This is a genomic window from Desulfosudis oleivorans Hxd3 (assembly GCF_000018405.1).
In the GTDB taxonomy this organism is placed as follows: Bacteria; Desulfobacterota; Desulfobacteria; order Desulfobacterales; family Desulfosudaceae; genus Desulfosudis; species Desulfosudis oleivorans.
The window spans coordinates 3,351,356-3,366,759 of record NC_009943.1 but is presented as its reverse complement, the minus strand read 5'-3'; the positions used below and the strand labels follow the sequence as shown (position 1 = coordinate 3,366,759).

Sequence of the window (15,404 nt, the reverse complement as noted above, 5' to 3'; positions counted from 1 at the left end):
CGATGCTGTACCATTTATTATATCCGCTGCACACGCATATATCGTTTTTCAACGTGTTTCAGTACATCACCTTTCGAACGATCTATGCCAGCCTCACCGCCTTTCTGATCTGTTTTCTGCTGGGACCATTTACCATCCGGACATTGGCGAGAATGCAGATCGGCCAGTACATTCGGGAACTCGGGCCCCAGAGCCATCAGGGCAAGGCCGGTACCCCCACCATGGGCGGACTGCTGATCGTCTTTTCCGTGCTGGTGGCCTGCCTGCTCTGGGCCGACCTGACCAACCGGTATATCTGGGTGACCCTCGCGGCCCTGGCGGGGTTCACGACTATCGGTTTTATTGATGATTACCTGATGCAGATCAAAAAAAGGAACAAGGGGCTTTCGGCCAGGGCCAAGTTTCTGGCCCAGACCGTGCTGGCAGCCGGGATATGCCTGTTGATTTTCGCGGCCTCGGACACCAACACCGTGCTGCTGGTGCCCTTTTTCAAACGGGTGGCGCCGGACCTGGGGCTTTTTTACATCGTGCTGGGCGTGTTCGTCATTGTGGGCACCTCCAACGCCGTGAACCTTACCGACGGGCTGGACGGGCTGGTGACCGGCCCCCTGGTGATCTCGTTCGTGGCCTATATGGTATTCGCCTACGTGGCGGGCAACGCCATCATCTCCAACTATCTGCAGGTGATTCACGTGCCGGGAAGCGGTGAGGTGACGGTGTTCTGCGGCGCCATGGCCGGCGGCCTGATGGGCTTTCTCTGGTTCAACGCCTACCCGGCGCAGATATTCATGGGGGACGTGGGGTCCCTCTCCCTGGGCGGGGCCCTGGGCACGGTGGCCATCATTACCAAGCAGGAGATCCTGCTGACCCTGGTGGGTGGTCTGTTCGTGGTGGAGACCCTGTCCGTAATTTTTCAGGTGGGGTTTTTCAAAGCCACAAAGGGCCGGCGCATTTTTCGCATGGCGCCGCTGCACCACCATTTTGAGCTCAAAGGGTGGGCCGAACCCAAGATCATTGTCCGCTTCTGGATCATTGCCATCGCCCTGGCCCTGATCGCGGTAAGCACATTGAAGATACGCTGATGAAACCTGTTGAAACGGAAAACAGAAAAGTGGTCGTGGTCGGACTGGGAAAGTCCGGGCTTGCAACGGCCCGGTTCCTGCTCCGGCGCGGCGCGCTGGTGACCATTACCGACCAGGCGTCCGAGGCCAGGCTCGGTGACCTGGTGGTGTCCGCCCGGGACCTGGGCGCAACCCTTGAACTGGGCGGCCACCAGGACAGTACCTTTCTGTCGGCGGACTATATCGTGGTGAGCCCCGGCGTGCCCGAGACCCTGGCGCCTTTGAAAAAAGCCGCGGAAAAAGGGATTCCGGTGATGGGCGAAATGGAACTGGCGGCCCGGTTTGTCACAAAGCCGGTGGCCGCGGTCACCGGCACCAACGGCAAAACCACCGTCACCACCCTGCTGGGCGACATGCTCAAGGCGTCGGGCCGGCAGGTATTTGTGGGCGGCAATATCGGCGCCCCCCTGATCGGGTTTGCCGACAAGGGGGAAAACGCGGATATGGCCGTGGTGGAGGTGAGCAGCTTTCAACTGGACACCAGTGAAACCTTCCGGCCCCATGTGGCCGTGCTGCTCAATATCGCAGAGGACCATCTGGCCCGGTACGTGGACTTTAACGCTTACGTGCGGTCCAAGGGCCGTATTTTTGAGAACCAGGAGGCAGACGACGTGGCGGTGATCAACGGCGCCGACTTTCACGTGCTGCAGGCCTCAAAGGGAATCAGAAGCAGGAAACTGACCTTTAATGCCGGTAAAAACACACAGGACGGTGCCGTGATTGGTGACACTGCCGTGGAGATCGTCACGGCAGGGACAAAAACGGCGACCATCAGCGTGACGTCCCCGTTGATGCGGGCCCGGCACAACATGGAAAACATCGCGGCCGCGACCCTGGCGGCCCTGGCCATGGGGGCCACGGTGGAGGGAATTCAGGCGGCGGTGGACGGGTTCCAGGGGCTGCGTCACCGCCTGGAGTATGTGGCCAGTATCGACGATGTCCATTATTTTGACGATTCCAAAGCCACCAATCCGGACGCGGTGCGACGGGCCCTGGAGTTTTTCACCTCCAGGGTGGTGCTGCTGCTGGGTGGTGAGGACAAGGGGTGTGATTACGGGGTCCTCAAAAATGTCATCCGGGAACGGGCCCGGGCCGTGGTGCTGTTCGGCGCGGCCAAAGAAAAGATTCGCATGGCCATCAACGGATCGGTCTCGCTGTGGGATGCCGGTTCAATGGCCGAAGCGGTGCGCCGTGCCCACGAGCTGGCCGCCCCCGGTGACGCGGTGCTGCTGTCGCCGGCCTGCTCCAGTTTCGACAGCTATGAGAGCTATGCCCACCGGGGCGATGACTTCTGTAATGCCGTGAAAAAACTGAAAGAGGGAGACCATGCGCGGGGTTAGGTCAAAATCCAACCTGCTCTATGTGGACATCAGCCTGCTGTTTCCGGCCCTGATCCTGGCCGGCATCGGGGTGGTGATGGTCTACAGCGCCAGCTCCCACATAGCGATCCGCGAGTTCATGGACGGCGCCCATTACCTGAAACGGCAGGCGGCCTTTCTGGTTGTGGGCATCTGCCTGATGGTGGGCTGCCGTTATGTGCCCTACCGGCTGTTCCGTTTTTTTGCTTATGTGCTTCTGGGCGCGGCCTTTCTCCTGCTGGGGGCCCTGTACGTCAACGGCATCGGCTACACCGCGGGCGGCGCCACCCGGTGGATGCGCGTGGGACCGGTCTCTTTTCAGCCGTCGGTGTTTGCCACGTTCGCGCTGATTGTCTACCTGGCCTATTCCCTGCACAAAAAGCAGGAGAAGGTCACCGACTTTTCCATCGGGTTTGTTCCCCATGTGGCGGTGTTTGCCATCCTGTCGGTCCTGATCGTTATGCAGCCCGACTTCGGCACCGTTGTGATCCTGGCCGCCATCACCTGGATCATGCTGTTCGTGGCCGGCGTCAGACCCCTGCACCTGTTCGCCTCCGGCGTGTTTCTGATACCGGTGGTTGTTTACTACATGTTTACCGCCGACTACCGGCGGCTCCGGCTGATCAGTTTCCTGGACCCCTGGCGGTACAGGACCGACGAGGGGTATCAGGTGGTCCACTCCCTCATGGCCTTCGGCACCGGCGGGTTGTGGGGAACCGGCCTGGGACAGGGATACCAGAAGCTTTTTTACCTGCCCGAGCCCCACACCGATTTTATTTTTTCGGTGATCGGCGAAGAGCTGGGCCTCTGGGGCGTGCTGGTGATTCTGACGCTCTATTTCGTGATTCTGTGGCGGGGCGTGATAATCGCCCGGCGGGCCGAAGACCTGTTCGGCAGCTTTGTGGCCATCGGCCTGACCGCGGCCATCGGTTTGCAGGTGGTGGTCAACATGGGTGTGGCAGTGGGGCTGCTGCCCGCCAAGGGACTGACCCTGCCGTTTTTGAGCTACGGCGGCACGTCGCTGATGTTCAACATGGCGGCGATTGGTATTTTAATGAATATAGGACAACGTCGGCATGAATAGGCAGACCGGCTCAACAACAGGCGAGATGCGCGTCATCATTGCCGGCGGCGGCACCGGGGGGCACCTGTTTCCCGGCATCGCCATTGCCGAGAGCTTAAAGGAGATGGCGCCCGGGTGCCGGGTGCTGTTCGTCGGCACGGGCAGCCCCATTGAAAAGCGGGTGCTCCCAAAGACCGGGTTTGCCTTTGAAGTTATTGCAACCGAGGGCATCAAGGGACGGGGGCCGGTGGCCAGAGTCAGGGCCGTGGCTAAACTGCTGGCCGGTATTGTTGCCGCCGGCCGCCTGGTGCGGCGTTTTGACCCGGCCGTGATCATCGGCATGGGCGGGTACGTGTCCGCGCCGGTGGTGATAGCGGCCCGGCTGATGGGGCGGAAAGTGGTGCTCTGCGAGCAGAACGCCCTGCCCGGCCTGACCAACCGGGTGCTGGCCCGGTTTGCCGACCTGGTGTGCGTCTCCCATGATGCCGCCGCCGGGCGGCTGGGCGCGGCAAAAACCCTGACCACCGGCAATCCGGTGCGAAAGGCTTTTTTGAACGCCATGGGTGAGGCAGAAAGCGGTACCAAAAAGAACGGGCAACGGTTTACCGTTTTTATTGTGGGCGGCAGCCAGGGGGCCCACGGCATCAACCTGGCCGTAACAGAGGCCTTGGACATTCTGGCGGACCGGGAGAACATCCGGTTTGTACACCAGACCGGCACAGCGGATTTACAGATGGTGAAGCAGGCCTATGAACGGACCGGCATCGGCCACGTGGTCCAGCCCTTTTTTGATGACATGGCGGCCCGGTATCTGGCCGCCGACCTGGTGATCTGCCGGGCCGGCGCCACCACCGTGGCGGAGATCACCTGCATGGGAAAGGCCTGTATTTTCGTGCCTTTTCCCGGTGCAACGGACGACCACCAGGCCTTTAACGCCGAGGCCCTGGTGAAAGCCGGTGCCGCGGAGATGATACGGCAGAAGGACCTGAGGGGCCGGGTGCTTGCCGACCGGATCGGGTTTTACGCCGGTGCGCCCGAGGCGCTTTTGGAAATGGCGAAAAAGTCCAGGCACCTGGGAAAACCCGATGCCGGGCGACGCGTGGCCCGGGCGTGCCTGGCCCTTGTAACGGATGGAAACAGGCAGGAAGCCGGAGTGTTTCAATGTATTTAAAAGCATACCATATCTATTTTGTGGGCATCGGCGGCATCGGTATGAGCGGCATTGCCGAGCTGCTGCTCAACCTGGGATACACCGTGTCCGGGTCCGATATCCGGCAGTCGGACATTACCGACCGGCTGACCGGCCTGGGCGGGAAAATATTTTACGGCCATGACGGCAAAAACATTGGCGGCGCCGATGTGGTGGTGGTGTCATCCGCCATCGCCGCCGACAACCCGGAGGTGGCGGCGGCCCGGGAGGCGGGGATTCCCGTGATTCCCAGGGCCGAGATGCTGGCCGAGATCCTGCGGCTCAAGTACAGTATCGTGATCGCCGGGGCCCACGGCAAGACCTCCACCACCTCCATGGTGGCGTCGGTGCTGGGCCAGGGCGGCATGGATCCCACGGTGGTGATCGGCGGCAAGCTCAAGAGCATCGGCACCAACGCGGTGCTGGGCCATGGTGACTACATTGTGGCCGAGGCCGACGAGAGCGACGGGTCATTTCTGAAGTTTTCCCCCTCCATTGCCGTGGTGACCAATATCGACCGGGAACACCTGGATTTTTACCCGGATCTCGCAGCCATATCAAAAAGTTTTCTGGAATTTCTCGACCGGATTCCCTTTTACGGAGTGGCCGTGGTCTGCCTGGACAACGAACCGCTCCAGGCCCTGGTGCCCCTGATCAAGAAGCGGTTCATCACTTACGGCACCAGCAACCAGGCCGACCTTCAGGCCCGCCATATCACGCCCATCAACGGCAAGGTCCGATTTTCCGTTGTCTGGCGCCAGGAAGAGCTTGGCACCATCGACCTGGGCGTGCCGGGGTTCCATAACGTGCGAAACGCCCTGGCCGCCGTGGCCGTGGGTCTGGAGCTGGGCCTTGCGTTTGCCGTGATCAAGGAAGCCCTGGAAACCATGGCCGGCGTGCAGCGGCGGCTTGAGAAAAAGGGCGAGACAGGCGGCGTCATCGTGGTGGACGACTACGGCCATCATCCCACGGAAATCAAGGCCACCCTTCAGGGGGTGCGGCAGCACTGGGAAGACCGGCGGGTGGTGGTGGTGTTCCAGCCCCATCGGTATAGCCGGACAAAGGCCCTGTTTGATGACTTTACCCGGGCCTTCTACCAGTGCGACGAACTGGTGGTGCTGCCCATCTACGCGGCCGGCGAACATCCCATCGACGGGGTGGACGGCGAGTCCGTGGCCGAAGGCATCCGCGCCCACGGGCACAAGGGCGTGCGGTATGTGGAGGGACGGGCCGAGGCCGTGGCATACCTGAAAGAGATACTGCAGAAGGGCGACATCCTGTTGACCCTGGGCGCCGGGGATGTGTGGCGCATCGGCGAGGATGTGCTGTCCGGGCAGGAAAGATAGAGACCAGTGGAAGGCACACATGGACCAGGGGTTTCGGCAATGGCTGACAACGGTTTTCAGGGACCGGGTAAAATGGGACGAGCCCATGTCCCGGCACACCACCCTTGGGGTGGGCGGCCCGGCCGACGCCCTGGTGGCCCCGGAGACTGTTTCGGAGTTGCGGGAACTGATCGGCCGGTGCCGGGCACAGAACATTGCCTTCATGGTCCTGGCCGGAGGCAGCAACCTCCTGGTCCGGGACCGGGGCATTCGCGGTATTGTGATTGATATGAAAAAATACTGGCAGACCATCGAACGGCATTCCGACCGGGGGAGCGGGGCCCGCCTCACCGTGGGCGCCGGCCTTACACTGGCCGCGCTGTGCCGGTATGCCGCGGACAACGGGCTTGCCGGTATGACCTTTGCCGTGGGCATTCCCGGCACCGTGGGCGGGGCCGTTGCCATGAACGCGGGCACGGCCGAGGGCTGGATGGGTGACGTGGTGGAGGCGGTGGAAATGGTGACCGGCGACGGCCGAAGGATTCGAAAAGAAAAACAGGACCTGGTTTTTTCCTATCGCCGCTTTGCCGTCAGGAATGACGATACGGCAACACCCGGGCCGCCGGTGATCACCGGCGTTGACCTGGGCCTGGGGTTTGACGATTCCGAAGCATTGAAGGCCGCGGCGGAAGAACGGCGGCGACGGCGGACGGCCACTCAGCCGGCCGGGTTCCGCAGCGCGGGATGCTTTTTTAAAAATCCGGAAGCCGGTGACCCGGCGGGAAAGCTCATCGACAGGGCCGGGCTTAAAGGTCTGGCCGTGGGCGGCGCCGTTGTGTCGGAGGCCCACGGCAATTTTCTTGTAAACAGGGGTAACGCCACCGCCGGCGACCTGCTGGCCCTGATGGAGACCGTTCAGCGGCGAGTGGCCGACAGGTTCGGTGTGACCCTGGAACCGGAGGTGACCATTGTCGGTCAATAAACCCATACTCAAGCGGCCGGCCTCGGTAAAGGCCATGCAGAAACCGGCCCGGAAAAACGCGCCCCGCCGGCCGGTCCGGCAGGGGGCTGTGCGCGTGCTAAGGGTCGCGGGGCTTGTGACGGTTCTGCTGGCGGTCAGTGTCATCTTTGCGGCGGGATACGGGTTTCTGACCGGCTGTGAATATTTTACCACGCAAACCATTCGCGTGGAGGGAAACGAGGTACTTGCGCGGGAGGACGTGGTCCGGGCCTCGGGTGTGCGGCCGGGGGACAACATTCTTGCCGTCAACCTGGCGGTTGTGCGCCGGCGGCTGCTGGTCGAGCCCTGGATCGCGGAAGCCGAGCTCTACCGGGAGCTTCCCGGCACCCTGACCATTCGCATTCGGGAACATGTTCCCATGGCGGTGGTGAACCTGGGCACCCGGTTTTTTATCAGCGACGCGGGCGTGATCTTCAAGCGCATGGAACCGTCGGACCCGGACACGCTGCCGGTGATTTGCGGCCTGGACTACAGCGATATCGACGCCGACGGCCGGCCGGCAAGCAGGGCGTTTCTGGCCGCCCTGGAGGTGCTGGACACCGGCACGCGGGTGGAAAAGTTTATCTACGGCATGCGCGTTCAGACGATTCACGTGGACCCGGACACCGGGGTCACGATGCGCGCCTTTGATACGGTTGATGAAGTCAGGTTGGGATATGACGACTTTGTGGACAAGTTTCGCAGGCTCAACCGGGTAATGGCCCATTTTCGTAAAGAGCCGTCGCCGGAACATGTGGCGGTCATCGGCCTGCAATGGCCGGATCGCATCGTGGTGGCGCCCGGTTCCGGGGCCGCCTACGCCAATCATTCCAAAAAGGGGGCAACATGCGGGAGCAGGACATAATCGTCGGCCTGGATATCGGCACGACAAAAATATGCACCGTGGTCGGTGAAAAAGACGGTGACAAGATTAACATCATCGGCATCGGCACCCATCCCTCGGAAGGGCTGCGCAAGGGCGTGGTGGTGAACATGGAGTCCACCGTGGCCTCCATCAAGAAGGCCGTGGAAGAGGCCGAACTCATGGCCGGGTACGAGATTTCCGACGTCTACGTGGGCATTGCCGGAGGCCACATCAACAGCTTCAACAGCCGGGGTGTGATCGCCATCAAGGGCCGGGAGATCACCGCCAACGATGTATCCCGCGTCATTGACGCGGCCAGTGCCGTGGCCATTCCCATGGACCGGGAGATTATTCACGTGCTGCCCCAGGAGTACATCGTGGACGATGAGCCGGGCATTCAGAACCCGGTGGGCATGACCGGCGTGCGCCTGGAGGTGAAGATTCACATCGTTACCGGCGCCGTGACCTCGGCCCACAACATCGTCAAGTGCGCCAACCGGGCCGGGCTGAACGTGTGCGACATCGTGCTGGAGTCCCTGGCCTCGGGCGAGGCGGTGCTGACCGACGAGGAAAAGAGCCTGGGCACGGCGCTGATCGACCTGGGCGGCGGCACCACCGATCTGGCCGTGTTTTACGGCGGCAACATCCGGCACACCTTTGTGCTGGCCCTGGGCGGCAACAACCTGACCAACGATATTGCCATCGGCCTTCGCACGCCCCATACCGAGGCGGAAAAGATCAAGAAGAAATATGCCATTTCCGGAACGGCCGCCGGTATCGGCAACGACGAGATCGAGGTGAAGAGCACCGGCGGCCGGGAACCCAAGAAACTGCCCCGCCAGATTTTAAGCGAAATTGTCACCCCCCGGGTGGAGGAGATATTCACCCTGGTCAACCGGGAGATATTCAGCAAGGGGGCCGAGGAGCTGATCACCTCCGGCGTGGTGCTCACCGGCGGCACGGCCCTGCTGGAAGGGATCTGTGACGTGGCCGAATCCATCATCAACCAGCCTACCCGCCTGGGGCGGCCGGCCGGCATCGCCGGCCTGGTGGACGTGGTGAACAACCCCATGTACGCCACCGGCGTGGGCCTGGTGATTTACGGCGCCCGCAATGACGGGGATCGCAAGTTCCGCATTCGGGACGCCAACATCTTCAATCGGATCATCGGCCGCATGCGGCGGTGGTTCAAGGATATTGTATAGATTATAAACAGCATTACCATAACGGAACCCGCGGGGTTCCAACCGACCCAGTGAAAGGAGGGCGTATGGCTTTCTCATTTGTTGAGAGCGAAAAAAGGGCAAAAATCAAGGTAATCGGTGTGGGCGGCGCCGGCGGCAACGCCATTAACAACATGATCGACGCCGATCTCAAGGGCGTGGAGTTCATTGTTGCCAACACTGACGCTCAGGCGCTGGAGATGTCAAAGGCCACGATCAAAATTCAGATCGGGGTCGAGGTGACCCAGGGGCTGGGGGCCGGTGCCAACCCGGAAATCGGCAAAGAGGCGGCCATGGAGAATGCCGACGCCATCCGGTCCGCGGTGGAGGGGGCCCACATGGTCTTTATCACCGAGGGATGCGGCGGCGGCACCGGCACCGGGGCGTCTCCGGTGGTGGCCGAGATCTGCAAGGAGCTGGGCATCCTTACTGTGGCCGTGGTCACCAAGCCTTTCTCTTTTGAGGGAAAGAAGCGGGCCCGGCAGGCGGAAGAAGGCATTGCCGCGCTCAAAGACCTGGCCGACACGGTGATCACCATTCCCAATGACCGGCTGCGGGCCATTGCCTCCAAGAGCGCCCGTATGGTGGACATGTTCCGCAAAGCCGACGAGGTGCTCCATCACTCGGTGCGGGGTATTTCCGACCTGATCATGGTGCCCGGCCTGGTGAACCTGGACTTTGCCGACGTCAAGACCATCATGTCCAAGGCCGGTATGGCCCTCATGGGCATCGGCGTGGCCCATGGCGAGAACCGGGCCGTGGATGCCGCGGAACGGGCCATCGCCCATCCGCTGCTGGAAGATTTTTCCATTTCCGGCGCCAAGGGCGTGCTGATCAACATCACCAGCACCAGCGATATGACCTTTGAGGAGATGACCGAGGCGTCGGATCGCATTCACCAGGAAGTGGGTGACGACACCGAGATCATCTGGGGCCAGACCATCGACGAGTCCCTGGGCGACGAGATGCGCATCACCGTGATCGCCACGGGCATCGGCCAGGAAAAGGATACGGTGGTGGACATCAAACGGGGCCGGGTACGGGACATCACCCCCGCCGATCTGGAGAAGGTGTCGGTGTCGAGCCTGGAAACACCCACCTTCCGGCGGGTGCAGGAGGTGTCCGGTGATTCACCGGGGTCCTCTTACCGGGGCTACAAGGGCATCATCTACAGTGACGATGACCTGGACATTCCGACCTTTCTGCGCAAGAAGGCCGACTGAGGTCCGCGCCCATTCGTTGAAGGCGGCTTTGTGCTTTCCGGTGTGTTGACGGTGCTGTCGGGTCGGTCAGTGCGTAAATGCCGGGATTGCGTGCAAAGCCGCTGAAGGCGGATGCAGGTGAGTTGTGCCGCCGTAGCCCGTTCGGGCTGCGTCGGTGTTATGCGTTTTTGCTGGGAAAGAGTTTCGGATTTTGATTCAGATGGTTATGGTTCCCCGTTTTCCTTCCCGAATCGTTTGACACGCCTAAATCGTAAAGCCTTTTGACTGATTCTCACAAGGCCGTATCGGACGGTTCCTCCCCGTCATCCTGCGCCGGAATAGCGCCGGCGTACCGTTTTTCAATGCGCCGCACCACGGCATACATTCCGGCAAACAGCACCACTGCAATGCTCAGCAGCACGGGGTCCATGTCCGTGGCCGCGCTGCCGATCAGCACCATGGGCAGGGCCAGGACCAGCTGCACCGGCCAGGAGACCCAGAAGAAAAGGGGAAACCGAATGCCGGCCAGGGGTTGCAGGTAGTTTTTTACCACATAGGGAATGGGCAGCATGTTCATGATCAGGCAGAAGCTGGCCCGTCGGTGGGCCGGAATTGCCGGGGGCCTGTGGCCCCGCCGGGCCAGTATCCTTTCAATGGGGGTTTTCACGGCCCGGGCCAGTAAAAAAAAGCCGGCCAGGTGAAACGGAATAACAAGGGCCGTGACCAGGACGCCCATCCCCATGGGAAAGACAATACCGGCAAGGGCATAGAACAGGCTGATGGGAGCCCCGACCAGGGGCAGCAGGGCCATGAGGCAGACAAACAGCCAGGGCGGTATCTCTTCATTGACAAGGGCCACCAGGTCTCTTACGGGAACGTACCGCCAGACCAGGTACCCGAAAGCCGCCAGCAGCAGCACTGCTATGGCAAGTAAAACCAGTTTTTTAGTGCGTGACAACGCCATGAAATCCCCGTTCCTGCACCACAAAGCGCCGATTGACATGAATGACGCATTCTAATATAAACGGGGGCTGATGGAAAGGGCTTTCCCGGCTGTAACTGAATAATGCGCGGTTATTACTATTTTAAATCGTGTTGTTGTTTGTACTGGTGTTTGCCTGGACAGGGTAGCGGTAATCGGGCTGTAACGGTTTGATTCGCCCATTGCAGCGCAGCCGAGCGGAGACGGTTTTTTCGGGAGAAAGCGGGCAGGTTGTTTGAGCACCGCGAAGCGGGCGAGTTCCTGCCCGCGCCGAAAAAACCGTTTGCGCGAGGGGAGCCGAAGGCCAAGCTGCACGGGCATGTTTCTTTTGGTACTTTTCTTTGCGCCAAAGAAAAGTACATGGATAAATAAGGAGACCATTTTTGTAAAATCATATTGAAAAGAGGATGTCATGATCAAGATCAACGAACACTTTTTAAAACTCCAGTCCTCCTACCTGTTTTCAGAAATCGCCAAACGGGTAAACGCCCACCAGGCAACCCATCCCGACCAGTCCATCATCAAGCTGGGCATCGGCGACGCCACGCAGCCCCTGTGTCCGGCCTGCCTGGACGCCTTTCATAAAGCCGTGGATGAAATGGGTACGGCATCCTCTTTTCGCGGGTACGGGCCGGAGCAGGGATACGCGTTTTTGAGGGAAGCCGTCGCGGCCAACGATTACCAGGCCCGGGGTGCCGACATTCAACCCGACGAGGTGTTTATCAGCGACGGGGCCAAGTGCGACACCGGCAATTTTCAGGAGCTGTTTGCCACAGACATTCGGGTCGCCATTCCCGACCCGGTCTACCCGGTCTACCTGGACACCAATGTCATGGCCGGCCGCACCGGGGCCTTTGAAAACGGCCGTTACGGCAACATCGTTTACATGGAGTGCACCGCGCAAAACAGTTTTCTGCCGGCCATTCCCAAAGAGCCGGCAGACCTGGTCTACCTCTGCTTTCCCAACAACCCCACCGGCGCCGTGGCCACAAAGGAATACCTTCAGGCATGGGTGGACTGGGCTCTGGATGCAAAGGCCCTGATCCTTTTTGACGCCGCCTACGAGGCCTTTATCCGTGACCCGTCCATTCCTAAGACGATTTATGAGATTCCGGGCGCCCGCAAGGTGGCGGTGGAGTTTCGCAGCTTTTCCAAAACCGCCGGGTTCACCGGCACCCGGTGCGCCTTTTCCGTGGTGCCAAAAGAGTGCATGGCCTACGACACCAGCGGCAAGGCCCACGCACTGCACGCATTGTGGAACCGGCGTCACTGCACCAAGTTCAACGGCGTCTCCTACCCGGTGCAGCGGGCCGCTGAAGCCGTTTACAGCCCCGAGGGCAAGGCCCAGGCAAAAGAGATGATTCGCACCTACATGGCCAATGCCGACAGAATTACCGCGGCCATGGCCGGCATGGGCTTTTCCTACGTGGGCGGGGACCATTCGCCCTATATCTGGGTGGACACGAAAACCGATTCCTGGGCGTTTTTTGATACCCTGCTGACAAAGGCCGGGGTGGTGTGTACCCCGGGCGGGGGATTTGGAAAGTGCGGCGCACAGTATATCCGCCTGTCGGCATTTAACAGCTACGCCAATGTGGATGCGGCCATGAAGCGCATGGCAGAGGTTTTTGGGAAGGCGTAACCGCCTTCCCCTCCCCATCCAAATCGCTATCGCTATCGGGATCGGTATCGACACCGGCTGATCGCCTGCCGGTCAAGCCTTTTTGCCAGCCGCCGCACAGTGCGTCATTGCGAGGAGCGCCAGCGACGAAGCAATCTCTTCCGCTAAACTCTTTTTTCCTCCCCCTGCTTATCCGTGTACTTTTCTTGGCGGCAAGAAAAGTACCAAAAGAACCGCGCCCGTGCAGCTTGGCCTTCGGCTCCCCTCGCGCAAACGCTTTTTTCGGCGCGAAAATGAACTCGCCCGCCTTCGGCGGTGCTCAAACAGCATTTTCGCTTCTTCCGAAAAAACCGTTCGCGCTCGGCTGCGCTGCAATGGGCGGGGTTGGTTCGTTGATGTCCGGTTGTTCCGTAAACTGCTGGGAGAGATTTCAGGTTTTACACACTTGCAAAGAAAAAACTTTTTTCCTCTTCTTGTTTGTAGTGACGCCGTCAGGCGTTTTGCAGCCGGTCATTTCCAATGCCCTTACGGGCACACTACAAACAGAGCACCCATCCGCTTGGTCCCCCACGTAGCTCTTGCGCCATAACGCAGAATCAACAGCCCGCTTTTTCGTTGACATTTCAATGAGGTAAATTCTAGTATCCAAGAACAATGGGGGAAATGGACGGTTTACGTCACGGCAGACAATCTATAGTTATAAAAAGTGAATGAAATGAACCAGAACTGCTTGTTACCATCAATCATCGTAGTTTCGCTAGTTTATTATGCATATACTTTTATCAGACGAAAAATGGATCCCAAATATGGATTGAAAAAAAGGCCTCTTAATCCCTTTAAATTTATTTTGGGGTTCCTTGCGATTATTTTGGGGTCACTATTCATAAGGTTATTTTTATCTCTAATAAATCCATCTGAAGTCTTGAAAATTAATTATCTCTTTATGACATTGGATTTAGTTTTGTTTTTTATTTACTTGGAAGCTTTAGAATATTTTTTGCGGAATGGAAAGGCCCAGTGGTTTCTGAAAAACCAGCTGCAATAATAAAAATTTTATAACATGGGGCTGTTGACCGACTCGTTTCACTCGCCGAAAAGCCCCGCCGGTATACTTGATCAAAGTTAAAGAACTATTATGCAAAAAAACAAACACACTGTTTTTTGGGGTAGCCTGTTTCTCATCACGGTGGTGTTACTTTCTTGTAAACAGGCAGCTTACACCACAGAAGACTTTCTGGGGATTTGGGACTCCAGCCCTGTTTTTGGCGACTCGGAGGTGTCTGTTCAGATCAGTCTTCGGGCCCACTATAAAAAGGATGGAGCGGTTGTTTATAGTGGCCAGGAAGTTTTTAAAGTGGGAGACCGAAAAGCGACGGTTGATTTTGAAGATACATCACGGTGGAGAATTGATGGCGTTTATCTTATTGAAGAAACAATCGATAAAAATTATTTCAATTACAATGGAGACATAGAGCTCATTAATATATTAAAGAAAAATATTGAAAAAGAGCGATCTCAAAAAGACAAGACCTCAAAAGCAAAAATATTAAACTATCAGCCCAGGCAAAAATTTGACCTTTTATTAGACCTCGGTCAAGAGGAAAAACAGATAACCTTTCATTTTATATCTAAAAGTTAGAATCTTTCTGGACACTTCCTGCAGGAAGGAAAGCGTCTCAATGACATTTTTGGAGGAACGTCAACTCTTCAAAATCCGATCCAGGATTTTGTCGATGGCAGTCAGGCCGGGCAGGGGGGAAGCTCCAGGATCAATTTTCCCCGAATGTTCAAAACCCCCCTAGCCCTGGTTGTCTTTTTGAGCTGCCTTGTTAGGCTGGTCCACTCCGGTCAACCAACGAGCTAAAACGACAATCAAACGTAAGCCATCTGAAATTAAATTCAAGCGTTTTAATTTAAATGGGATCAAGTTAATAACCCCTATAAAGATAGAGACAGCACCAAAGATCATCAGTAGTTCACGCAAGTCATTGTTATTACGATAATGGTATGCAGAAAGCAATAAAGCGCCAAATATTAAATTGGCAGATATTCCTGAAACTGAAAAGATAAACTCTTTTTTAAGAGGAATCGTATTGTCTGGTTCAATTCGTTTAACATGACCAGAGAAAGCATTCTTATAAAAATGTAATCGGAATTTTCCTCTTCTCTTTCGAAAGCCAATAAAACCCACTTTAACTTCATCAATGTGAAGATTCACGGCCAGCGCACCTATGACATGTCCAATCTCATGAATTAAGATGGAAGTAAATATGACCGCATACATAAATATAAAAAATGGAAGTAGTCCTTGCATGCTCTTTTTATAAGCCTAACAGTGATTATACGGCGTGATGTAAAATGCTAGTTTTCCCCAAGCCTTTCGGATACTAAAAGTTATCCCACTGAAGTGTCAACAGAAAAACAATGAGGGGATGGCGCATGCAAGGATAGGACA

The 15,404-nt window shown here is 57.9% G+C and carries 14 protein-coding genes; 11 read left to right on the top strand and 3 right to left on the bottom strand.

Going from position 1 to position 15,404, the window contains the following annotated elements; translation table 11 throughout:
- The first annotated feature begins 2 nt into the window (after positions 1–2).
- The 9 genes from mraY to ftsZ all read left to right on the top strand — a co-directional run bounded on the left by mraY (position 3) and on the right by ftsZ (position 10,367).
- Positions 3–1,082, top strand: coding sequence for a phospho-N-acetylmuramoyl-pentapeptide-transferase (gene mraY, locus DOLE_RS14350; protein WP_012176204.1), 1,080 nt, complete (start codon positions 3–5; stop codon positions 1,080–1,082).
- Entirely contained in the window at positions 1,082–2,461 is a 1,380-nt protein-coding gene (gene murD / locus DOLE_RS14345) for a UDP-N-acetylmuramoyl-L-alanine--D-glutamate ligase (RefSeq protein WP_012176203.1), read from the top strand. The genes mraY and murD overlap by 1 nt, the downstream gene beginning before the upstream one ends.
- Positions 2,448–3,563 (top strand): putative lipid II flippase FtsW, encoded by a 1,116-nt coding sequence (gene ftsW / locus DOLE_RS14340; protein ID WP_012176202.1) that lies wholly within the window; start codon positions 2,448–2,450, stop codon positions 3,561–3,563. Before murD ends, ftsW begins: the two co-directional genes overlap by 14 nt.
- Positions 3,556–4,713 carry an undecaprenyldiphospho-muramoylpentapeptide beta-N-acetylglucosaminyltransferase gene (murG, locus tag DOLE_RS14335; protein WP_012176201.1) on the top strand — a complete coding sequence of 386 codons (1,158 nt, stop codon included), beginning with the start codon at positions 3,556–3,558 and terminating at the stop codon, positions 4,711–4,713. The genes ftsW and murG overlap by 8 nt, the downstream gene beginning before the upstream one ends.
- Complete coding sequence (gene murC, locus DOLE_RS14330) at positions 4,704–6,077, top strand: UDP-N-acetylmuramate--L-alanine ligase (RefSeq protein WP_012176200.1); 1,374 nt, start codon at positions 4,704–4,706, stop codon at positions 6,075–6,077. Before murG ends, murC begins: the two co-directional genes overlap by 10 nt.
- Positions 6,078–6,096: 19 nt before the next feature.
- A complete protein-coding gene (gene murB / locus DOLE_RS14325) occupies positions 6,097–7,038 on the top strand; it encodes a UDP-N-acetylmuramate dehydrogenase (RefSeq protein ID WP_012176199.1) in 942 nt (313 codons plus the stop codon).
- A complete protein-coding gene (locus tag DOLE_RS14320) occupies positions 7,025–7,921 on the top strand; it encodes a cell division protein FtsQ/DivIB (RefSeq protein ID WP_012176198.1) in 897 nt (298 codons plus the stop codon). The genes murB and DOLE_RS14320 overlap by 14 nt, the downstream gene beginning before the upstream one ends.
- Positions 7,903–9,126, top strand: a complete 1,224-nt coding sequence (gene ftsA / locus DOLE_RS14315; protein ID WP_012176197.1) for a cell division protein FtsA — start codon at positions 7,903–7,905, stop codon at positions 9,124–9,126. Before DOLE_RS14320 ends, ftsA begins: the two co-directional genes overlap by 19 nt.
- 65 nt (positions 9,127–9,191) lie before the next feature.
- Complete coding sequence (ftsZ, locus tag DOLE_RS14310) at positions 9,192–10,367, top strand: cell division protein FtsZ (protein ID WP_012176196.1); 1,176 nt, start codon at positions 9,192–9,194, stop codon at positions 10,365–10,367.
- A gap of 271 nt (positions 10,368–10,638) precedes the next feature.
- On the opposite strand, the gene DOLE_RS14305 is transcribed toward ftsZ, so the two are convergent.
- Positions 10,639–11,310: a TVP38/TMEM64 family protein gene (locus DOLE_RS14305; RefSeq protein ID WP_012176195.1), complete on the bottom strand. Its 672-nt coding sequence runs from the start codon at positions 11,308–11,310 to the stop codon at positions 10,639–10,641.
- A 51-nt stretch (positions 11,311–11,361) separates the two neighbouring features.
- Positions 11,362–11,748 (bottom strand): hypothetical protein, encoded by a 387-nt coding sequence (locus tag DOLE_RS18310; protein ID WP_153304447.1) that lies wholly within the window; start codon positions 11,746–11,748, stop codon positions 11,362–11,364.
- Between DOLE_RS18310 and DOLE_RS14300 the strand changes: the two genes are divergently transcribed.
- Positions 11,741–12,970: an LL-diaminopimelate aminotransferase gene (locus DOLE_RS14300; RefSeq protein WP_012176193.1), complete on the top strand. Its 1,230-nt coding sequence runs from the start codon at positions 11,741–11,743 to the stop codon at positions 12,968–12,970. The genes DOLE_RS18310 and DOLE_RS14300 overlap by 8 nt on opposite strands.
- Positions 12,971–14,084: 1,114 nt before the next feature.
- Positions 14,085–14,588 (top strand): hypothetical protein, encoded by a 504-nt coding sequence (locus tag DOLE_RS14290; protein WP_012176192.1) that lies wholly within the window; start codon positions 14,085–14,087, stop codon positions 14,586–14,588.
- A 159-nt stretch (positions 14,589–14,747) separates the two neighbouring features.
- On the opposite strand, the gene DOLE_RS14285 is transcribed toward DOLE_RS14290, so the two are convergent.
- Positions 14,748–15,233, bottom strand: a complete 486-nt coding sequence (locus DOLE_RS14285; RefSeq protein WP_041280598.1) for a M50 family metallopeptidase — start codon at positions 15,231–15,233, stop codon at positions 14,748–14,750.
- Positions 15,234–15,404 lie beyond the last annotated feature (171 nt).

What these genes read in the sequence shown, in the direction of transcription:
- mraY (WP_012176204.1), top strand. Translation starts at nt 3, where the DNA reads ATGCTGTACCATTTATTATATCCGCTGCACACGCATATATCGTTTTTC.
- murD (WP_012176203.1), top strand. Translation starts at nt 1,082, where the DNA reads ATGAAACCTGTTGAAACGGAAAACAGAAAAGTGGTCGTGGTCGGACTG.
- ftsW (WP_012176202.1), top strand. Translation starts at nt 2,448, where the DNA reads ATGCGCGGGGTTAGGTCAAAATCCAACCTGCTCTATGTGGACATCAGC.
- murG (WP_012176201.1), top strand. Translation starts at nt 3,556, where the DNA reads ATGAATAGGCAGACCGGCTCAACAACAGGCGAGATGCGCGTCATCATT.
- murC (WP_012176200.1), top strand. Translation starts at nt 4,704, where the DNA reads ATGTATTTAAAAGCATACCATATCTATTTTGTGGGCATCGGCGGCATC.
- murB (WP_012176199.1), top strand. Translation starts at nt 6,097, where the DNA reads ATGGACCAGGGGTTTCGGCAATGGCTGACAACGGTTTTCAGGGACCGG.
- ftsA (WP_012176197.1), top strand. Translation starts at nt 7,903, where the DNA reads ATGCGGGAGCAGGACATAATCGTCGGCCTGGATATCGGCACGACAAAA.
- ftsZ (WP_012176196.1), top strand. Translation starts at nt 9,192, where the DNA reads ATGGCTTTCTCATTTGTTGAGAGCGAAAAAAGGGCAAAAATCAAGGTA.
- DOLE_RS14305 (WP_012176195.1), bottom strand. Translation starts at nt 11,310, where the DNA reads ATGGCGTTGTCACGCACTAAAAAACTGGTTTTACTTGCCATAGCAGTG.
- DOLE_RS14300 (WP_012176193.1), top strand. Translation starts at nt 11,741, where the DNA reads ATGATCAAGATCAACGAACACTTTTTAAAACTCCAGTCCTCCTACCTG.
- DOLE_RS14290 (WP_012176192.1), top strand. Translation starts at nt 14,085, where the DNA reads ATGCAAAAAAACAAACACACTGTTTTTTGGGGTAGCCTGTTTCTCATC.
- DOLE_RS14285 (WP_041280598.1), bottom strand. Translation starts at nt 15,233, where the DNA reads ATGTATGCGGTCATATTTACTTCCATCTTAATTCATGAGATTGGACAT.